At 70.1% G+C, this 18023-nt stretch carries 14 protein-coding genes and 1 riboswitch; of the genes, 7 read left to right on the forward strand and 7 right to left on the reverse strand.

Annotation, left to right across the window (positions count from 1 at the left end; all coding sequences use genetic code 11):
• Positions 1–84 precede the first annotated feature (84 nt).
• A complete protein-coding gene (locus tag ACH4S8_RS13800) occupies positions 85–1143 on the forward strand; it encodes an ABC transporter substrate-binding protein (RefSeq protein WP_398393356.1) in 1059 nt (352 codons plus the stop codon).
• 120 nt (positions 1144–1263) lie between these two features.
• Here the strand turns inward: ACH4S8_RS13800 and ACH4S8_RS13805 are convergent, their stop codons facing one another.
• From ACH4S8_RS13805 to ACH4S8_RS13820, 4 genes are all read right to left on the reverse strand, one after another.
• Positions 1264–1944 carry a response regulator gene (locus ACH4S8_RS13805; protein ID WP_398393358.1) on the reverse strand — a complete coding sequence of 227 codons (681 nt, stop codon included), beginning with the start codon at positions 1942–1944 and terminating at the stop codon, positions 1264–1266.
• Entirely contained in the window at positions 1941–3656 is a 1716-nt protein-coding gene (locus tag ACH4S8_RS13810) for an ATP-binding protein (RefSeq protein ID WP_398393360.1), read from the reverse strand. The genes ACH4S8_RS13805 and ACH4S8_RS13810 overlap by 4 nt, the downstream gene beginning before the upstream one ends.
• 259 nt (positions 3657–3915) lie before the next feature.
• Positions 3916–4860 (reverse strand): sucrase ferredoxin, encoded by a 945-nt coding sequence (locus ACH4S8_RS13815; RefSeq protein WP_398393362.1) that lies wholly within the window; start codon positions 4858–4860, stop codon positions 3916–3918.
• A gap of 165 nt (positions 4861–5025) precedes the next feature.
• Positions 5026–6285, reverse strand: a complete 1260-nt coding sequence (locus ACH4S8_RS13820; protein WP_398393364.1) for a citrate synthase — start codon at positions 6283–6285, stop codon at positions 5026–5028.
• Positions 6286–6382: 97 nt separating this feature from the next.
• Here ACH4S8_RS13820 and ACH4S8_RS13825 point away from each other — a divergent pair, with 97 nt between their 5' ends.
• The gene (locus ACH4S8_RS13825; RefSeq protein WP_398393366.1) at positions 6383–7576 is read left to right on the forward strand and encodes a citrate synthase; all 1194 of its coding nucleotides are present in this window, start codon (positions 6383–6385) and stop codon (positions 7574–7576) included.
• Positions 7577–7878: 302 nt separating this feature from the next.
• Here ACH4S8_RS13825 and ACH4S8_RS13830 read toward each other — a convergent pair whose 3' ends face one another.
• Together ACH4S8_RS13830 and ACH4S8_RS13835 are read right to left on the reverse strand one after the other, a co-directional pair.
• On the reverse strand, positions 7879–8115 hold the full coding sequence (locus ACH4S8_RS13830) for a hypothetical protein (protein ID WP_326785064.1): 237 nt from the start codon (positions 8113–8115) through the stop codon (positions 7879–7881).
• A gap of 122 nt (positions 8116–8237) precedes the next feature.
• Positions 8238–8792: a DUF6082 family protein gene (locus ACH4S8_RS13835; RefSeq protein WP_398393369.1), complete on the reverse strand. Its 555-nt coding sequence runs from the start codon at positions 8790–8792 to the stop codon at positions 8238–8240.
• A 323-nt stretch (positions 8793–9115) separates the two neighbouring features.
• Between ACH4S8_RS13835 and ACH4S8_RS13840 the strand changes: the two genes are divergently transcribed.
• The gene (locus ACH4S8_RS13840; RefSeq protein WP_398393371.1) at positions 9116–10249 is read left to right on the forward strand and encodes a CobW family GTP-binding protein; all 1134 of its coding nucleotides are present in this window, start codon (positions 9116–9118) and stop codon (positions 10247–10249) included.
• A gap of 7 nt (positions 10250–10256) precedes the next feature.
• On the opposite strand, the gene ACH4S8_RS13845 is transcribed toward ACH4S8_RS13840, so the two are convergent.
• Complete coding sequence (locus ACH4S8_RS13845; RefSeq protein WP_398393373.1) at positions 10257–12716, reverse strand: DNA topoisomerase (ATP-hydrolyzing) subunit A; 2460 nt, start codon at positions 12714–12716, stop codon at positions 10257–10259.
• Positions 12717–13065: 349 nt separating this feature from the next.
• Between ACH4S8_RS13845 and ACH4S8_RS13850 the strand changes: the two genes are divergently transcribed.
• The 4 genes from ACH4S8_RS13850 (at position 13066) to ACH4S8_RS13865 (ending at position 17850) form a co-directional block, all read left to right on the forward strand.
• Positions 13066–14427: a M16 family metallopeptidase gene (locus ACH4S8_RS13850; protein WP_398393375.1), complete on the forward strand. Its 1362-nt coding sequence runs from the start codon at positions 13066–13068 to the stop codon at positions 14425–14427.
• Positions 14424–15812: a M16 family metallopeptidase gene (locus ACH4S8_RS13855; protein ID WP_398393377.1), complete on the forward strand. Its 1389-nt coding sequence runs from the start codon at positions 14424–14426 to the stop codon at positions 15810–15812. Before ACH4S8_RS13850 ends, ACH4S8_RS13855 begins: the two co-directional genes overlap by 4 nt.
• 215 nt (positions 15813–16027) lie before the next feature.
• Positions 16028–16185, forward strand: a riboswitch (cyclic di-AMP (ydaO/yuaA leader).
• A 12-nt stretch (positions 16186–16197) separates the two neighbouring features.
• Positions 16198–16962, forward strand: coding sequence for a M23 family metallopeptidase (locus tag ACH4S8_RS13860; RefSeq protein WP_398393379.1), 765 nt, complete (start codon positions 16198–16200; stop codon positions 16960–16962).
• Between the two features lie 195 nt (positions 16963–17157).
• On the forward strand, positions 17158–17850 hold the full coding sequence (locus tag ACH4S8_RS13865; protein ID WP_398393381.1) for a GntR family transcriptional regulator: 693 nt from the start codon (positions 17158–17160) through the stop codon (positions 17848–17850).
• Positions 17851–18023: the final 173 nt, after the last annotated feature.

Below are 18023 nucleotides of genomic sequence, written 5' to 3' on the forward strand. Positions count from 1 at the left end.
CAAGCACGCACGAGCCCGTCCGTACACACGGTCCCGCCGTACGCACGCACGGCCGCCCCTCCACTCACAAGGACGTGAACCACCATGCGCAAGACCGCCAGATACTCCGCGCTGGCAGCCGCCGGTCTGCTCGCTCTCACCTCGCTCACCGCTTGCGCCAACGACGCGGCGGGCACGACGGCCGACTCCGGCAACGGCGGTGGCGGCAAGGGGGAGCACGTCAAGATCATGGTCGGTGGGCTGGACAAGGTCATCTACATGCCGGCGATGCTCACCCAGCGGCTCGGCTACTTCGCGGACGCGGGACTGGACGTCCAGCTCCTCAGCGAGCCGGCCGGTGTCCAGGCCGAGACCGCCCTCGTCTCGGGACAGGTGCAGGGAGCGGTCGGTTTCTACGATCACACGCTCGACCTGCAGACCAAGGGCAAGGCCGTCGAGTCCGTCGTGCAGTTCTCGCACGCGCCGGGTGAGGTCGAGATCGTTTCCAACAAGCGTGCGGGCGACATCACTTCGCCCAAGGACTTCAAGGGCAGGAAGCTCGGCGTCACCGGACTCGGCTCCTCGACCGACTTCCTCACGAAGTACCTCGCCGTCAAGAACGGGGTGGGGGTCAGCGAGTTCACGCCGGTGGCCGTCGGCGCCGGCCCGACGTTCGTCTCCGCCCTCGAGCAGGGCGCCATCGACGGCGGCATGACGACGGACCCCACCGTCGCCACGGTCATGGAGAAGAACCTCGGCAAGGTACTCATCGACATGCGCACGCCGGAGGGTTCGCAGAAGGCGCTGGGCGGGCCGTACCCCTCGTCAAGTCTGTACATGCAGACGGACTGGGTCAACGGTCACAAGGAGACGGTCCAGAAGCTGGCCGACGCCTTCGTGAAGACCCTTCGCTGGATGTCCGAGCACAGCGCCTCCGAGATCGCCGCCAAGATGCCCGCCGACTACTCCCAGGGCAACCAGACGCTGTACGCCGCGGCGATCAAGAGCACGCTGCCGATGTTCACCGACGACGGGGTGATGCCCGAGAACGGGCCCGAGACCGTCGAGAAGGTTCTCAAGGCGTTCAACCCGAACATCAAGAACGCCCATGTGGACCTGAGCAAGACGTACACCACGGAGTTCGTGAAGAAGGCGGCCGGCTGACCGCCCCGGCCGAGACCGCGCCGAACCGCACTGTCACGCGTACGACCGGCCTTCCCGCCGGTCGTACGCGTCGGCCGTACGCGTGACGGGGCGGTCGTACGTGAGTCGGCGGGCCCGTCCTCAGCTGCGGGTCGCCCAGACGTAGCGGTGCTCCGGGCGGCCCGCGTCGCCGTACCGGAGGGTCAGGGCGGCCTTCCCCGTCCGCTCCAGGAGCTTCAGATAGCGCTGCGCGGTCTGCCGGCTCAGCCCCGTCCGCTCCGCGACCTCCTGGGCCGACAGTGAGCCCTCCGTGTTCAGCAGCGCACGCCGTACGCGCTCGGCGGTCGGAGGGGAGTGCCCCTTGGGCAGATCGGGCACGATGCCCGTCGACAGGCTTCCGAAGATCAGGTCGACATCGGACTGTCCGGCCGTGCCGCCACGGTCGAGGGCGTGTCGCAGATCGGCGTACGCCTCCAGTTTGTCCCGCAGCCCGGCGAACGAGAACGGTTTGACCAGGTACTGGAGCACGCCCTGTCGCAACGCCGCCCGGACGGTCGTCAGGTCACGTGCCGCGGTCACCATGATCACATCGATCTCAAGTCCCCGTCGGCGCATCTCCTGGACGACCGCGAGGCCCGTCTCGTCCGGCAGATGGTGATCCATGAGAACCAGGTCCGGGCGCGGCGGAGCCTCCATCCGGCGCAGCGCCCCGGCCGCGCTGTGCGCCTGACCGGCGACACGGAAGCCGGGCACTCTGTCCACATAGGCGGCGTTGACGCGAGCGACCCGTGTGTCGTCGTCCACGACCAGGACCTCGATCATCGCGACTCTCCGTGCACACTCTCTGCGTTCCCGGTGGCCCCGATGGCCCCGATGGCCGCGGTGGCCGCGGTGTCCCCGGTCGTGTCCTTCGGAGCGAGTGACGGATCCGTCAGCGCCTCCGGCAGGACGACAGTGAACTGCGCGCCGCCGCCGTCCGCGTCGGTCACCTCCGCGCTGCCGCCCTGCCGCTCGGAGAGGCGCCTCACCAGGGAGAGGCCGATTCCCCGCTTGCCGTGCGCGGGCGGCTGCTTGGTGCTCCAACCGTCCGTGAAGATCAACTCCCGCCGTTCCTCCGGGATGCCGGGCCCGGTGTCCCGTACCCGCAGCACGGCGGTCCGACCCTCGGTACACAGTTCGACCTCCACGCGCGCGTGCGGCGTGCCCGCGACGGCGTCGAGCGCGTTGTCGACGAGATTGCCGACGACCGTCACGAGCCCCCGCGGGTCGACCAGCCGGTCCGGCAGCAGCGTCCGGTCCGAGATCCACAGCGCCACGCCACGCTCGGTCGCCACGGTCGCCTTGCCCACCAGAAGCGCGGCGAGCAGCGGATCGTGGATCTTCTCGGTGACCTGTTCCGCGGTGACCCTGTGGTCGCCGACCACCTCGCCGACGAACTCCACCGCGTCGTCGTACATCTCCAGTTCGAGCAGCCCCAGAAGCGTGTGCATCCGGTTGGCGTGCTCATGGTCCTGTGCGCGCAACGCGTCGATCAGGCCGTGCGTGGAGTCGAGCTCACGGCCGAGCTGCTCCACTTCGGTCCGGTCGCGCAAGGTGGCCACGGCGCCGCCGTCCTCGGTGGGCATCCGGTTGGCGACCAGCACGCGCTGGCCGCGGACGGTCAGCAGGTCCGTCCCGGTGACGCGGCCGGCCAGCACATCCGTCGTACGGCCCGGACCCAGCGCGTCGTCGAGCGGCTGCCCGATGGCCTCGGCGCCGACCCCGAGCAGCCGCTGTGCCTCGTCGTTCAGAAGACGTACGCGACCGCCGCGGTCGAGGGCGACCACGCCCTCCCGGATGCCGTGCAGCATCGCCTCACGTTCTGCGAGGAGCGCCGAGATGTCGGAGAAGGCCAGGTCACGGGTCTGCCGCTGGATCCTGCGGGAGATCAGGTACGAGGCCAGAGCGCCTGCGGCCATGGCCCCGCCCGCGTACGCGAACAACCCCGGGATCGCGTCGATCAGCCGGGCCCGCACACTGCCGTACTTGATCCCCACCGACACCGCGCCGATGATCCTGCCGTCGGCGTCCCGCAGCGGCACCTTGCCCCGTGCGGAGCGCCCCAGGGTCCCGGTGTCGATCTCCTTGACGTCCTTGCCGGCCAGAGCCTGCTTGGCGCTCGTCGAAACCGGTTTGCCGATCTCGTCCGGGGCCGTGTGCGACCAGCGGATCCCCCGCGTGTCCATCACGACGACGTACTCGGCACCACTCGCCTTCCGTATCCGCTCGGCCTCGGCCTGCACGGGGCCGGTCCTGGAGGGGGCCGTCCGCTGGAGGTCCACGGCGATCTGCGGCTGGACGGCCGTGGTCTGCGCGATCGCGAGAGCGCGCTGCATGGCCTGGTCGTCCAGCTGCGCGCTGAGCGGCGCCAGGAACAGCCCGGTGGCGAGTACGGCGACTCCCGCCGCGATCGAGATCTGCATCAGCAGCACCTGGGCGAACACGCGCCGCGGCAGACCGAGGCGCAGTCGTCGTGCGGGGGGAGTGGGGCTCATGCCCATGACGGTACGGCGGCGTGCGCGCCCCTCCGAAGGGGGTGTGGTGTGTATCTCTTGATCAACGGTTGAGGTCGCCCAGTCGCCACGGCGTCGCGGATCCGGTGGTGGAGAGCAGGCCGCGGCGCAGGGGGCGGCCATGGCGCAGGGTCGGCTGCAGTACAGGACCGGCTGCGGCGCAGGGGCGGCCCCTGCGCCGCAGCCGGACCCGGTCGCTCGCGCCGGGGCCGTACCGGGTTCCGCCCGCCGGCCCGCGCCGTCAGCAGGCCACGGCGACGGCCGTCTGCTCCAGTTGCCGCACGGCCACTACATCCATCCGCGCAGGTGAACCGAGAGCCGAACCGCAGCTCTCCGGGCGGGGCGGCAGCGAGGCGCCCTGCGCGACGACGACCCGCCACAGGCGCCCGTCGCGGTGGGCGACGGTCACTTCCCAGCGAGGCGCGGTGCCGTCCGTACGGATCACCGTCAGGACACCGGCCTCCTGCTCCCCCGAAGCCGTTCGTACGGCCAGCTCGGCCGCCTGGCCGGGGCGTTCCCAGGCGGAGTTCCCGCGACATCCCTCGGTGACGATCCGGCCCTCCCGCACGCCCTGGAGGATCTCCTCGACGGCGTGGGCCTCGGTGCGGCCGTACGCGTAGCCGTACGGCAGGATCAGCACGGTGGGCGAGAAGCGATGACCGCCCAGATGGGTGACCTCCCAGGTGCCGCCGACGCCGGAAGCGGCCAGTTCCGCCGCCAGGGGGCGGCCGAGCAGGGCGCAGCAGCGGTCGCGTTTGCCGTTGGTGCAGACGAGGGCCAGCGGGTCGCCGGTATGGGGCCGTCCATGGAGAACATCGTCGAAGGAGCGCGGATCGCCCGTGCCGAGCGCGGTGAAGTCGAGGCCGAGCAGCCGTCCGGGGTCACGCGTCATGGCGCTGTGCAGCCACACACCTCCCGGGGTGGTGTGAGCCGCGTACACATGCCGTTCGGCGGCAGAACCGCAGTCGGCGTGGCGCCCGGGGCGCCGGATGAGCGCGATCCGCACCCCCGTGCCCTGTGCGGCCGCTTCGAGGGCGCGGCCGAGCGTGGGGTCCAGGTGGCTCGAAGTGAGCGCCTTGGCACCCCAGGGTCCGGGCTGCTCGATGAGCAGCCATGTCCTCGCAGTGGCCGCGGTCCCGGAAAGGGGCTCGTCGAGCTGCCGTGACGCGGTCGTGCACGTACTCACAGAGGTGAGCCTAACCTGACTTCGCGCGGGGTGACTTCCCGCCTCCCCATGGGGGCGCGTCAGGGGTGGTGCGGGCGCGTGGCCGGGTGCGCGGGGGCGTGGGTGGGGAAACAGCACTCATAGAGAGCGCACGGGTCCTTTCCCCGCGCCCGGCGTGCGCCGTGTCTAGCGGGGCAGCGGCCGGGGCGGCCGCTCGCCCACGTAATGGCCGCTCGGCCGCATCCGCAGGGGGCGCTCCGTGTACTCCTCCAGGGTGTGGGCGATCCAGCCCGCCGTCCGGGCGACGGCGAAGACCGTCTCTCCTGCCGAGGCCGGCATGCCGGAGGAGACGGTGAGGACGGCCAGGGCGAGGTCGACATTGGCGTGCAGCGGTGCGTGCCGGGCCGTGGTGGTCACCACGTCATGGGCCGCCGCCAGGGCGGGTGCCGCGCCGGGCACTTCCTCCAGGAGGGCGAACAGGGCACGCGCGCGAGGATCCTCGCCGGGGTAGAGCCGATGGCCGAGTCCGGGGACACGGCGCCCGGCGCGCAGTTCGTCGGCGACCACGGGGGCGGCCGTGCCCTGGTCGAGAACGTCCAGCAGCAGCCTGTGCGCGAGCCCGCTGGCCGCCCCGTGCAGGGGCCCTTCGAGGACACCGAGGCCCGCCGACACGGCCGCGTACGCGTGGGCGCGGGCCGACGCCGCGACCCGGACCGCCAGCGTCGAGGCGGCCAGGTCGTGGTCGACGAGCAGCCCGAGAGCCGTGTCCAGTACGCGCAGTGACGCGTCGTCGGGTGTGCGTCCGCTGAGCCGTGCCCACAGCCGATGAGCCAGTGGGCCTTCGTCGCGATGGTCGTGCCGCACGGTCGGGAGCGCGGCGACGAGGGTGGGAATGAGGGTGCGCCCGGTGCCGAGGACGGCGCTCTCGGAGAGGTCGAAGCGCAGCGGGTCGGCGGCCGCCGCGGCGATCGCCGCGACCCGTAGCCGGTCGGTCGGACCGCTGTGCTCGGGCAGTGCGTCGACGCTGCGCCGGGCGGCGGCCACGGACGCCTCCGGCGCCGTGAACGTGACGCCGGGGCGCAGTTCGCCGGTCCACAGCCATTCGGCGATCTCCTCGTAGGAGTACCGCGCGGCCAGCTCCGTCGCGTCGACGCCCCGGAAGTAGTACCGGTCCTTGTCGATCAACGTGATGCGGGTGCGGACGGAGAGCTCGCCGCTCCCGCTCGAACTGCCGCCGCCTTCACGCCTGTTGCGCCGTGAGAGTGCCTCGACCTCCTTGGCGTCGAACGTGCTCCCGCGCCCTCCCGGCTCCCGCCTGCTGCTGAGCTGACCACGGCTCACGTACGCGTACACGGTCTCCGGCTTCACGCCGAGCAGTTCGGCGGTCTCCTTGGTGCTGAGCCGTCGGCCCTCGTGCGTCGGCGTTGCCGCTTCTCGATCCCTCATGAGCGCCACCGTATCTGTGGATCGACATATTGATTCAATCAATATTGACAGCTATAGAGTCAAGCATGGACAGTCGAATCAAGTCCAGGGAGGAAACATGCCGATCAACCAAGCCGCTTCCGTCTCCGTCGATGCGCTTGCCGGCGCACCCGCCGACGTGCCGCGAGGACTCGCGGGTGTCGTCGTCACCGACACCGAACTGGGTGACGTCAGGGGGCTGGAGGGCTTCTATCACTACCGCCAGTACTCGGCCGTCGACCTCGCGCAGGCCTGCTGCTTCGAGGAGGTCTGGCATCTGCTGGCCCACGGTGAGCTGCCCGACGAGGCTCGCCTCGCCGCCTTCACCGCCCGGACCGCGAGGCTGCGCCGGCTGCCGGACGACGTGCGCGCCGCGCTGCCCGCCATCGCGGCGGCGACCGGACCGTCGGGACCCCTCGCCGGGCTGCGCACCGCTCTGTCGCTGCTCGGGGCCTCGCTGGGGTTCCGTCCGGTGTACGACATCGACGCCGGACGGCGCCGCGACGACGGCCTCGCGGCGACGGCGGCCGTGCCGACACTGCTCACCGCGCTGTACCGGATCGGGCAGGGTCTGGACCCGGTCGAGCCGCGCGAGGACCTGGGGTACGCCGCCAACTACCTGTACATGCTGACGGGTTCGGAGCCGGACGCGGCCCGCGCCCGTGCAGTCGAGCAATACCTCATCTCAACCATTGACCACGGATTCAATGCGTCAACGTTCACGGCGCGGGTGATCGCTTCCACCGGCGCGGATGTGGCGGCCTGTCTCGTCGGCGCGGTCGGGGCTCTCTCCGGTCCTCTCCACGGCGGTGCTCCCAGCCGGGCCCTGGACACCCTCGATGCGATCGGGACTCCTGACCGGATCGACGGCTGGATCAGGGAACGCGTCCTCGCCGGTGAGCGCATCATGGGCTTCGGACACCCCGTCTACCGCACGGAGGACCCGCGCTCGCGGATGCTCCGCGGGATGGCCCAGGAGTTCGGTGGCCCGCTCGTGGAGTTCGCGGTCGAGGTGGAACGGCGGGTGGAGGTGATCCTGGCCGAACTCAAGCCGGGCCGTGAGCTGCACACCAACGTGGAGTTCTACGCCGGAGTGGTCATGGAACTCTGCGGACTGCCCCGCGAGATGTTCACCCCCACCTTCGCCACCGCCCGCGTGGTCGGCTGGAGCGCCAACATCATGGAACAGGCGGAGGACACGAAGATCATCCGCCCGGCGGCCCGCTATGTGGGGCCGCAGGCGCCGGTGGCGGTGCCGAGGGTCTCCGTCTAGGTCGGCCGTAGTTCGTCTGGAGTCCGTGCGCGGCATCGCGTGACGGGAGCGGCGACCGCAGCGGGCTCAGACGAGAGGTCCAGCACCGGTCGGGGCTGGACCTCAGGAAGCTTCTGTCGAGCGGTGCGACGTGGGGTGAGCGCCGACGCGGCTCGGGCTCCGGCGACAGGGATGCTGCGCGGGGCGTGTGGGTGGTTGATGGGGCGGGCCGGGGAAAATGTGCGCCCTCCGGAGGTGGGTCGGGGTGACCGACGGATCTCGACGGACGGCGGGCATGTTCTGTTCTCAGCCCGGTGACCGCTTCACTTCTCGGGAATGTCCCTCTTCGCGCGGAGGAGGGTCTCCCTGCTGATGATCACGATGCGCTCGTAGTCCGCGCGTGCCGCGTCGTGAGGGAGTTGGTCGTCGAGCGCCGCTGTCGCCTCTGTGCCGATGACGGCGAAATTTCCGTCGCTCAGCTCGAAGATGTCAGGGCACGTCTCGCCCGTCACACTGCCTCGTTCGCGTGGGGATGCGCCGATGCGGCGCACGATCTTCAACTGGATCCCGGTCCTCAGGTTTAGACAGTGAAAACGGGGATACAGTAGCCCAGAGTTTACCAGGTTAGATTATCGCACTCTTGAGCCAACTGGGCCACCAGGGCTGCTTGTTGCGCCGGATGCTAGCCCTGTTCCGGGGGCGATTCGCCGACGACCCACCACTCTTCTGTGTCTGATTCATCCAAATCGTGGATGAGTGTGTCCATCATTCGGCCCACCCGTGCCTCCTGTGACGCTGTTTGAAGGCTCGCCCGATGGTGGCGTGTCGCGTCCCAGTAGTCGCGAAAGATCGCGCTCTGGCAGATCACTCGAAGGTGGCCGTGCAGTTCGTCCCAGGTGAGGTCCCCGGCCCGGTAGGCCCGCAGGATGTTGGTGTAGATGGCGTTGGCGAAGAGGTACTGGCGTCGTCTGGTCGGGTCCACCTCGTTGATGGTGCTCAGAACCTCGGCGAGATCCGGATCGTTCAGCGCTTTGTCGAGAAGGTAGGCCTGAAAGCGTTGCTGTTCCGCCAGTCGCGCGTTCCGGTCGTCGGCCTCCAGCATCTGCGTGACGCGCAGGTGAAGTGCCTCGAACCGGCGCTGGTGGGCGACCAGGACCGCGAGGACCCCTACTGCGAACGCGAGTCCTGCCGTCGCGGCAGAACTCAGCCTCCGCACCCCATGGTTCTGTGTGGTCATGTCAACCCCCGAATCAGGCGACCGTCCGCCGGTCGTCGGTTGTGGGGCGACAGAGAGCGGACCGACGAGCGTTGGGCGGCGCGCTTGCCGCTTCCCAGTGTTGCCGAGCGGCTCTGATCGGCGGGGAGGCGGAGAGGAGGCGCACGGAGGGATGTGTGGGTCGCATCCACCGGCGCCATGTCCAACGTGTGCCCCGCGAGCGCCGCCGACAATCGTTCACTTCGAGGTGTTTCCCCCCACTCGTATGCTGGGGCGGCATTCATTTCCCGCGTGAGCGCCGGTCCCGTGAGCCGGTGCGCGCACAGGTTCAGAAAGGGCGCGTGGTGAGTCGGTCGAGTACCCCGCAGATCCCGGTCATCGTTCTCGCCGGTTTCCTGGGTTCCGGCAAGACCACCCTGCTCAACCATCTCCTGCACCGCAGCGGTGGCAGTCGCATCGGAGCCGTCGTCAACGACTTCGGCGCGATCGAGATCGACGCGATGGCGGTGGCCGGGGCGCTCGGCGACTCCACCGTCTCGCTCGGCAACGGCTGTCTGTGCTGTGCGGTCGATGTCGGCGAACTTGATCAATATCTGGATCGGCTCGCTCGGCCCTCCGCCCGGATCGATGTCATCGTCATCGAGGCGAGCGGGCTCGCCGAGCCCCAGGAACTCGTGCGGATGGTGCTCGCCAGCGAGCACCCGGGGATCGTGTACGGAGGACTCGTCGAGGTCGTCGACGCCGCCGAGTTCACCGGCACCCGCGAGAAGCATCCCGAGATCGACCGGCACCTCGCCCTCGCCGATCTCGTCGTCGTCAACAAGATCGACCGGGCCGGCGACGCCCCGCGCGTGCTGGAGGTCGTCAGAGAGCTCGCCGACCGGGCCGCGGTCGTCCCCGCCACCTACGGCCGGATCGATCCGGAGTTCCTCTTCGACTGCAGGCCCACCGAGGAGCGCGTCGGACAGCTGTCCTTCGACGATCTCCACCGGTACGACGACGAGGCCTACGACGACGAGGCCTACGGCGGGGAGGGCGATCCCGGCGAGGGCGGACATGAGGACCACGGGCACGAGGACCGAGGTCACGAACGGAGCGGCCACCCCGGCCATCTCCACTCCGCCTACGCGTCCCTCTCCTTCAGCTCCGAAGTGCCGCTCGAACCGCGGCGGTTGATGGCGTTCCTCGACAGCCGGCCCGAAGGGCTCTACCGGATCAAGGGATACGTCGACTTCGGCGTCCAGGACCTCCGCAACCGGTACGCGGTGCATGCCGTCGGGCGGTTCCTGCGCTTCTATCCGGAGCCCTGGGCCGAGACGGACGAGCGGCTCACCCAGCTCGTCCTCATCGGCTCCGGGATCGACCCGAAGGCCCTGGCCAAGGAGCTGGAGGCATGCAAAGAGGACGCCCCGCACGCCGACGAACACAGCATGTGGGGCGTCCTCCGCTACGTGCAGGAGCCCGGCCAGGAGGGCTGACCGCGGGCTACACCGGGCCGGCCACCACCGACACCGGCTTGCCCAGTGACACGCCCGAGCCGTCACGGCGCGGGTCGATGTCCGGCAGGTCGACAGGCATGCCGGTCTTCTGCGCCGCGCGCCCCGGCGTCGGACCGGCCCAGGCCAGTGACAGACAGTCCTCGCCCTTCAGGAACCGCTGGCAGCGCACACCGCCCGTGGCGCGGCCCTTGCGCGGGTACTGGTCGAAGGGAGTCAGCTTGGCCGTGGTCTGGACGGAGTCGTCCAGCGTCCCGCGCGAACCCGCCACCGTGAAGACCACCGCGTCGACCGCCGGGTCGACCGCGGTGAACGAGATCACCTTCGCGCCGTCCGTCAGCTTGATGCCCGCCATGCCGCCCGCGGCACGGCCCTGCGGGCGCACCTGCGAGGCCTGGTAGCGCAGCAGCTGGGCGTCGTCCGTGATGAAGACCAGGTCCTCCTCGCCGGTGCGCAGCTCGACGGCGCCGACGATCCGGTCGCCGTCCTTGAGGGTGATGACCTCCAACTCGTCCTTGTTCGAGGGGTAGTCGGGCACCACACGCTTGACGACACCCTGCTCGGTGCCGATCGCGAGGCCCGGCGACGTCTCGTCGAGCGTCGTCAGGCAGATGACCGTCTCGTCCTGCTCGAGCGAGGACAGGAACTCCGAGACCGGAGCGCCTCCGGACAGGTTGGGCGCCGACGCCGTCTCGGGCAGCTGCGGGAGGTCGATCACGTTCAGACGCAGGAGGCGGCCCAGGGACGTGACGGCACCGATCTCGCCGCGTGCCGTCGAGGACACCGCGGAGACGATCACGTCGTGCTTGGTGCGCTTGCCGTCCGGGTCCTGTCCGAAGGGGTCGGCGGTCATCGTGCGTGCCAGCAGTCCCGTGGAGGACAGCAGGACCCGGCACGGGTCGTCGGCGACCTGGAGCGAGACCGTCGCGGCCGGGGCGCCCGCGGACTCCAGCAGCACCGTGCGCCGGTCGGTGCCGAACTTCTTGGCCACCGCGGCCAGTTCGGCGGAGACCAGCTTGCGCAGCTCGGCGTCCGACTCCAGGATGCCGGTCAGCTCGTCGATCTCGCCGTTGAGACGGTCGCGCTCCGACTCCAGCTCGATGCGGTCGAACCGGGTGAGGCGGCGCAGCGGCGTGTCCAGGATGTACTGCGTCTGGATCTCGGAGAGGGAGAAGTGCTCGATCAGCCGCTCCTTGGCCTGCGCCGAGTTGTCGCTGGAGCGGATGAGGCGGATGACCTCGTCGATGTCCAGGAGGGCGACGAGGAGGCCCTCGACCAGGTGCAGCCGGTCGCGCTTCTTGGTGCGGCGGAACTCGCTGCGGCGGCGTACGACGTCGAAGCGGTGGTCGAGATAGACCTCCAGCAGCTCCTTGAGGCCCAGGGTGAGCGGCTGGCCGTCCACCAGTGCCACGTTGTTGATGCCGAAGGACTCCTCCATCGGCGTCAGCTTGTAGAGCTGTTCGAGGACCGCCTCCGGCACGAAGCCGTTCTTGATCTCGATGACCAGGCGCAGGCCGTGCGCACGGTCCGTGAGGTCCTTGACGTCGGCGATGCCCTGGAGCTTCTTCGAGCCGACCAGGTCCTTGATCTTGGAGATCACCTTCTCCGGACCCACGGTGAAGGGCAGTTCGGTGACGACGAGGCCCTTGCGGCGCGCCGAGACGTCCTCCACCGACACCGTGGCACGGATCTTGAAGGTGCCGCGGCCCGACTCGTAGGCGTCCCTGATCCCGGAGAGACCGACGATGCGGCCGCCGGTGGGCAGGTCGGGGCCCGGGACGTGCTTCATCAGCGTCTCGAGGTCGGCCCCCGGGTAGCGGATGAGGTGCCGGGCGGCGGCGATGACCTCGCCGAGGTTGTGCGGCGGCATGTTGGTGGCCATGCCGACGGCGATGCCGGACGAGCCGTTGACCAGCAGGTTCGGGAAGGCGGCCGGGAGGGCCACCGGCTCCCGCTCCTGGCCGTCGTAGTTGGGCGTGAAGTCGACGGTGTCCTCGTCGATCGACTCGGTCATGAGCGACGTCGCGTCGGCCATCCGGGCCTCGGTGTACCGCATGGCGGCCGGCGGGTCGTCGTTGCCGAGGGAACCGAAGTTGCCGTGGCCGTCGACCAGGGGCAGACGCATGGAGAAGGGCTGCGCCAGACGCACCAGGGCGTCGTAGATCGACGCGTCGCCGTGCGGGTGCAGTTTACCCATGACCTCGCCGACGACACGGGCACACTTCACATAGCCGCGGTCGGGGCGCAGGCCCATCTCGTTCATCTGGTACACGATGCGACGGTGGACCGGCTTCAGGCCGTCGCGGGCGTCCGGCAGGGCACGCGAGTAGATGACCGAGTACGCGTATTCGAGGAAGGAGCCCTGCATCTCGTCCACGACGTCGATGTCGAGGATCTTCTCCTCGTACGAGTCGTCGGGCGGCGGGGTCTTCGTGCTGCGGCGGGCCATCGCTGCTGCGGCTCCTTCACAGTCTCTGCCGGGGCATGAACGGGTTCTGACGCGCACCATTGTGGACCGCCCCACTGACAACGCCGACCGCGACCCGTCCGTAGCGCCCCTCGGGCACCCTCCGCGGGCGTCGCCGGGAACGATCACGGGCGGCCGTCGAACACGGTGCCCGGCGGCCGACGGGCGGGTTCGAGGCGGTTCCCGGAGCGGGTTCCCGGGGTGTGCCGGGGACACGCGTGAGTCTCGCTCTCGGCGTACGAGGCGCGGGAACCGCGCCAGCCGTCCGCGCGCTTGCATACAGTGGCAGGACCGACAGGAATGACGCAGTTCCGCGATCGAAGGGACGTACATGCCCATGGGTCACACGGCCACAGCTGAGGCAGGCTCCGGCGGCCTGACAGCGACCGAGCACCGCCTGGCCAACGGCCTGCGCGTGGTGCTCTCCGAGGACCATCTGACCCCGGTCGCCGCGGTGTGCCTCTGGTACGACGTCGGCTCGCGCCACGAGGTCAAGGGCCGGACCGGACTCGCCCACCTCTTCGAGCACCTGATGTTCCAGGGCTCCAAGCAGGTTCACGGCAACGGCCACTTCGAACTCGTCCAGGGCGCCGGCGGCTCGCTCAACGGCACGACGAGCTTCGAGCGCACCAACTACTTCGAGACCATGCCCACCCACCAGCTGGAGCTCGCCCTCTGGCTGGAGGCCGACCGCATGGGTTCGCTGCTCGAGGCACTGGACGACGAGTCCATGGAGAACCAGCGCGACGTCGTGAAGAACGAGCGCCGTCAGCGCTACGACAACGTCCCGTACGGCACCGCCTTCGAGAAGCTCACCGCGCTCTCGTACCCCGAGGGCCACCCGTACCACCACACCCCGATCGGGTCGATGGCGGACCTCGACGCGGCCACCCTGGAGGACGCCCGCACGTTCTTCCGCACCAACTACGCGCCCAACAACGCGGTGCTGTCGGTCGTCGGCGACATCGACCCGGAGCAGACGCTCGCCTGGGTCGAGAAGTACTTCGGCTCCATCCCCGGACACGACGGCAAGCCCGCCCCGCGGGACGGTTCGCTGCCCGACATCATCGGGGAGCAGCTGCGCGAGGTCGTCGAGGAGGACGTCCCGGCGCGCGCCCTGATGGCCGCCTACCGGCTCCCGGAGGACGGCACGCGCGCGTGCGACGCGGCCGACCTGGCGCTCACCGTCCTCGGCGGCGGCGAGTCCTCCCGGCTCTACAACCGGCTCGTACGCCGTGACCGCACCGCCGTCGCGGCCGGATTCGGCCTGCTGCGGCTCGCCGGAGCGCCCTCCCTGGGGTGGCTGGACGTGAAGACGTCCGGCGACGTCGAGGTCCCGGTCATCGAGGCGGCCGTCGACGAGGAGCTCGCCCGGTTCGCCGAGGAAGGCCCCACCGCCAGGGAGATGGAGCGCGCCCAGGCCCAGCTGGAGCGCGAATGGCTCGACCGGCTCGGCACCGTCGCGGGCCGCGCCGACGAACTGTGCCGCTACGCCGTCCTGTTCGGCGACCCGCAGCTCGCCCTGACCGCCGTGCAGCGCGTCCTCGACGTCACCGCGGAAGAGGTCCGGGATGCCGCCAGGGCCCGCCTGCGCCCCGACAACCGCGCGGTGCTCGTGTACGAGCCGACCACCGTCGAAGCAGCCGACGCGGCTGACTCCGCCGACGAGACCGACGAGGAGGCGGCGAAGTGACCGAGCTCGCCACCATGGACTTCCACCCGCAGCCCCAGGCCGGACAGCCCAAGCCGTGGGCGTTCCCCGCCCCCGAGCGCGGCACCCTGGACAACGGTCTGACCGTCCTGCGCTGCCACCGCCCCGGCCAGCAGGTCGTCGCCGTCGAGGTGATCCTCGCTGCGCCGCTGGACGCCGAGCCCGCGGGCCTGGACGGCATCGCCACGATCATGGCGCGCGCCTTCTCCGAGGGCACCGACAAGCACTCGGCCGAGGACTTCGCCGCCGAGCTGGAGCGCTGCGGTGCCACGCTCGACGCGCACGCCGACCACCCCGGCGTACGCCTGTCCCTCGAAGTGCCCGTCTCGCGCCTGGCCAAGGCCCTCGGCCTGCTCGCCGACGCCCTGCGGGCCCCCGCTTTCGCGGACAGCGAGGTCGAGCGGCTGGTGACCAACCGGCTGGACGAGATCCCGCACGAGACGGCCAATCCCGCCCGCCGTGCCGCCAAGGAGCTCTCCAAGGAGCTGTTCCCGGAGAGCGCGCGCATGGCGCGCCCGCGTCAGGGCACCGAGGAGACCGTCCGGAACATCGACGCGTCGGCCGTCCGCGCCTTCTACGAGAAGCACGTGCGTCCCGCCACGGCCACCGCCGTCGTCGTGGGCGACCTGACCGGAGTCGATCTCGACGAGTTGCTCGCCGACACGCTCGGCTCGTGGACCGGATCGTCCGCCGAGCCGCTTCCCGTCCCGCCGGTGAGCGCCGACGACACCGGCCGCGTGATCATCGTCGACCGCCCCGGCGCTGTCCAGACGCAGCTGCTCATCGGCCGGGTCGGCGCCGACCGGCACGACCGCGTGTGGCCCGCCCAGGTCCTCGGCACCTACTGCCTCGGCGGCACCCTCACCTCGCGCCTCGACCGGGTCCTGCGCGAGGAGAAGGGCTACACCTACGGCGTGCGGGCGTTCGGGCAGGTCCTGCGCTCCGCGCCGGACGGCACGGGCGCCGCGATGCTCGCCATCAGCGGCTCGGTCGACACCCCCAACACCGGTCCGGCGCTCGACGACCTGTGGAAGGTGCTGCGCACGCTCGCGGCCGAGGGACTGACCGACACGGAGCGCGACGTCGCCGTGCAGAACCTGGTGGGGGTCGCGCCCCTCAAGTTCGAGACGGCGGCGGCCGTCGCGAGCACGCTCGCGGACCAGGTCGAGCAGCACCTGCCGGACGACTACCAGGCGACGCTCTACCGTCAACTGGCCGCCACCGGCACCGTGGAGGCCACCGCGGCGGCCGTGAGCGCCTTCCCGACGGACCGCCTGGTGACCGTCCTGGTGGGCGACGCGGCGCAGATCGCGGAGCCCGTCAGGGCCCTCGGGATCGGTGAAGTCACCGTGGTGGCCGCCGAGTAGAACCGAAGTGACCGAGGAGGGCCCCGACTGCTGAAGAGCCGTCAGGGCCCTCTTCTTTTCGGGCACTCCTCGCGAGATGTCCGTATTCGTACGGCGGTTGCCGTTCTGCCCTGTGGGATGGATTACAAAAATCGTGATCCGTTTGTTGTTCGAAAGAGGCCCCGTCTAGCGTCGGTCCGACTGTTCGTCACGCAGTGCGCCGCGCCCGCGGCACCGGACAGTCATCGCCGAGTCCCCCATGACGCGAGTCAGGGGAGCCGGGGACCCACGCAGTCCCTGGGGTGAATCGGACGCCCTCCCCGGAGGGGGTCCGTAGGAGACCTTCCTGCTCCGAACCCGTCAGCTAACCCGGTAGGCGAGAGGGAAGGAAAGGATCAGCCTCTCCATGGCGTTCACCTGTGGCACCGGCAAGCATCGTCGTACGAGCCGGGTGCACGGCACCACCACGACCGCCGTCGGGGTCGCGGCGCTCACCACCACCGGTGTGATCGGCACCCTGGCCGCCCCCGCGTTCGCCGCGGAAGCCTCCGTCGAGCAGACCGGGCTGACCCAGACGGTCACCCTGAACGACACGGTCGCCGACCAGATCGACGCCCAGGCCTTCGCGCAGCAGCGCGCCGCCGACGAGGCCGCCGCGCGCAAGCAGGCGGAGCAGACCGCGCGAAAGGAGGCCGCGCAGCAGGCCTCCAAGCTCCGTGAGGCCAAGGAGCGCGCCGCCCGCGAGGCGGAGCGCAAGCGACTGAACACCTTCGTCATGCCGATCACCGGTTCGTACGTCTCCACCGGCTACCAGGCCAGCAGCAGCCTCTGGTCCTCCGGCAGCCACACGGGTGTCGACTTCCACGCCGCGTCCGGCACCTCGGTCCACGCCGTCGGCTCCGGCACGGTCGTCACGGCCGGCTGGGGCGGCGCGTACGGCAATCAAGTCGTGATCAAGATGCACGACGGCACGTACACCATGTACGGCCACCTGTCGTCCATAGGGGTGTCCGTGGGGCAGGCGGTCACTCCGGGGCAGCAGATCGGCCTCTCCGGGGACACCGGCAACACCACGGGACCGCACCTCCACTTCGAGGCCCGTACGACCGCGGAGTACGGCTCGGACATCGACCCGGTCGCGTACCTGCGTTCGCACGGCGTCAACGTCTGACGACCGCTTCGCGGCTTCTCGCCGCTTTCGTTGCCCCGGCTCATCGAGCCGGGGCTTCGTCGTTTCCGGACGCCGTCTGTCCAAAAAATATCCATGGATTCAGGCATGCCATCGGAAATTCAGGCTTCCTGCAATAGAGTCACTGAAGAAGCGTCAATCGACGGCGTTTCACGGGGATTAAAGCGGAGGTCGGTCATGCGTATTCCGGCGCACTCGGTGTGCACGGCGATCCGTGATGACATCGTCGCGGGTGTCTACGAGCGCGGCGGCCGGCTCACCGAGGAACTGCTCGCGCGGCGCTACGGCGTCTCGCGCGTCCCCGTGCGCGAGGCTCTGCGCACGCTGGAGGCCGAGGGTTTCGTCGTCACCCGCCGGCATGCGGGCGCGTGTGTCGCGGAGCCCACCGAGCAGGAGGCCGCGGACCTCCTGGAGATGCGCATGCTGCTGGAACCGCTGGGCGCGGCGAGGGCCGCGCAGCGGCGCACGGAAGCCCATCTCAAGGTGCTGCGCGGTCTGGTCAGGCTGGGGCAGGAGCGTTCCAGGCGAGGCCACAGCGAGGATCTGCGCTCGCTCGGCGGCTGGTTCCACGAGACGCTCGCGCAGGCGTCCGGCAGTCCCGCGCTGACCTCCACGCTCGCCCAGCTCCGCCACAAGATCGCCTGGATGTACGCGGTGGAGGCGCCGGCCGATCCTGCCGAGTCCTGGGCGGAGCACGGCGGGATCGTGGACGCGGTCGCCCGGGGCGACAGCGAGCGGGCCCGCGCGATCACGGCCCTGCACACCGAGCGGGCCACGGGCGCCCACCGGCTCCGATTTCCGGGCGGCGACCGGACGGACCGTGTGAGAAGTTCGCAACATCCCGTAAACATGACGGGCCCGCGTCATTAACACGAGCGCCGTATACAAAGAGGGATATTCGGAAGGGGCTCATTTCTGATGCCCTTTTATTCGTGTGTCCGGAATTTCGGCGCATCCCATTCATGGGACCGTGGCGCGGGGGCCGTGCGGGGTGCTCGGGGAATTGCCGAGCGGGGTACGGAAAACGACTGAGCCGCGCCGCC

Origin of the sequence: Streptomyces sp. NPDC021080 (assembly GCF_044333225.1) — a bacterium.
GTDB lineage: Bacteria > Actinomycetota > Actinomycetes > Streptomycetales > Streptomycetaceae > Streptomyces.

What these genes read in the sequence shown, in the direction of transcription:
- ACH4S8_RS13810 (WP_398393360.1), bottom strand. Translation starts at nt 3,656, where the DNA reads ATGAGCCCCACTCCCCCCGCACGACGACTGCGCCTCGGTCTGCCGCGG.
- ACH4S8_RS13865 (WP_398393381.1), top strand. Translation starts at nt 17,158, where the DNA reads ATGCGTATTCCGGCGCACTCGGTGTGCACGGCGATCCGTGATGACATC.
- ACH4S8_RS13820 (WP_398393364.1), bottom strand. Translation starts at nt 6,285, where the DNA reads ATGAGGGATCGAGAAGCGGCAACGCCGACGCACGAGGGCCGACGGCTC.
- ACH4S8_RS13850 (WP_398393375.1), top strand. Translation starts at nt 13,066, where the DNA reads ATGCCCATGGGTCACACGGCCACAGCTGAGGCAGGCTCCGGCGGCCTG.
- ACH4S8_RS13800 (WP_398393356.1), top strand. Translation starts at nt 85, where the DNA reads ATGCGCAAGACCGCCAGATACTCCGCGCTGGCAGCCGCCGGTCTGCTC.
- ACH4S8_RS13845 (WP_398393373.1), bottom strand. Translation starts at nt 12,716, where the DNA reads ATGGCCCGCCGCAGCACGAAGACCCCGCCGCCCGACGACTCGTACGAG.
- ACH4S8_RS13825 (WP_398393366.1), top strand. Translation starts at nt 6,383, where the DNA reads ATGCCGATCAACCAAGCCGCTTCCGTCTCCGTCGATGCGCTTGCCGGC.
- ACH4S8_RS13835 (WP_398393369.1), bottom strand. Translation starts at nt 8,792, where the DNA reads ATGACCACACAGAACCATGGGGTGCGGAGGCTGAGTTCTGCCGCGACG.
- ACH4S8_RS13860 (WP_398393379.1), top strand. Translation starts at nt 16,198, where the DNA reads ATGGCGTTCACCTGTGGCACCGGCAAGCATCGTCGTACGAGCCGGGTG.
- ACH4S8_RS13805 (WP_398393358.1), bottom strand. Translation starts at nt 1,944, where the DNA reads ATGATCGAGGTCCTGGTCGTGGACGACGACACACGGGTCGCTCGCGTC.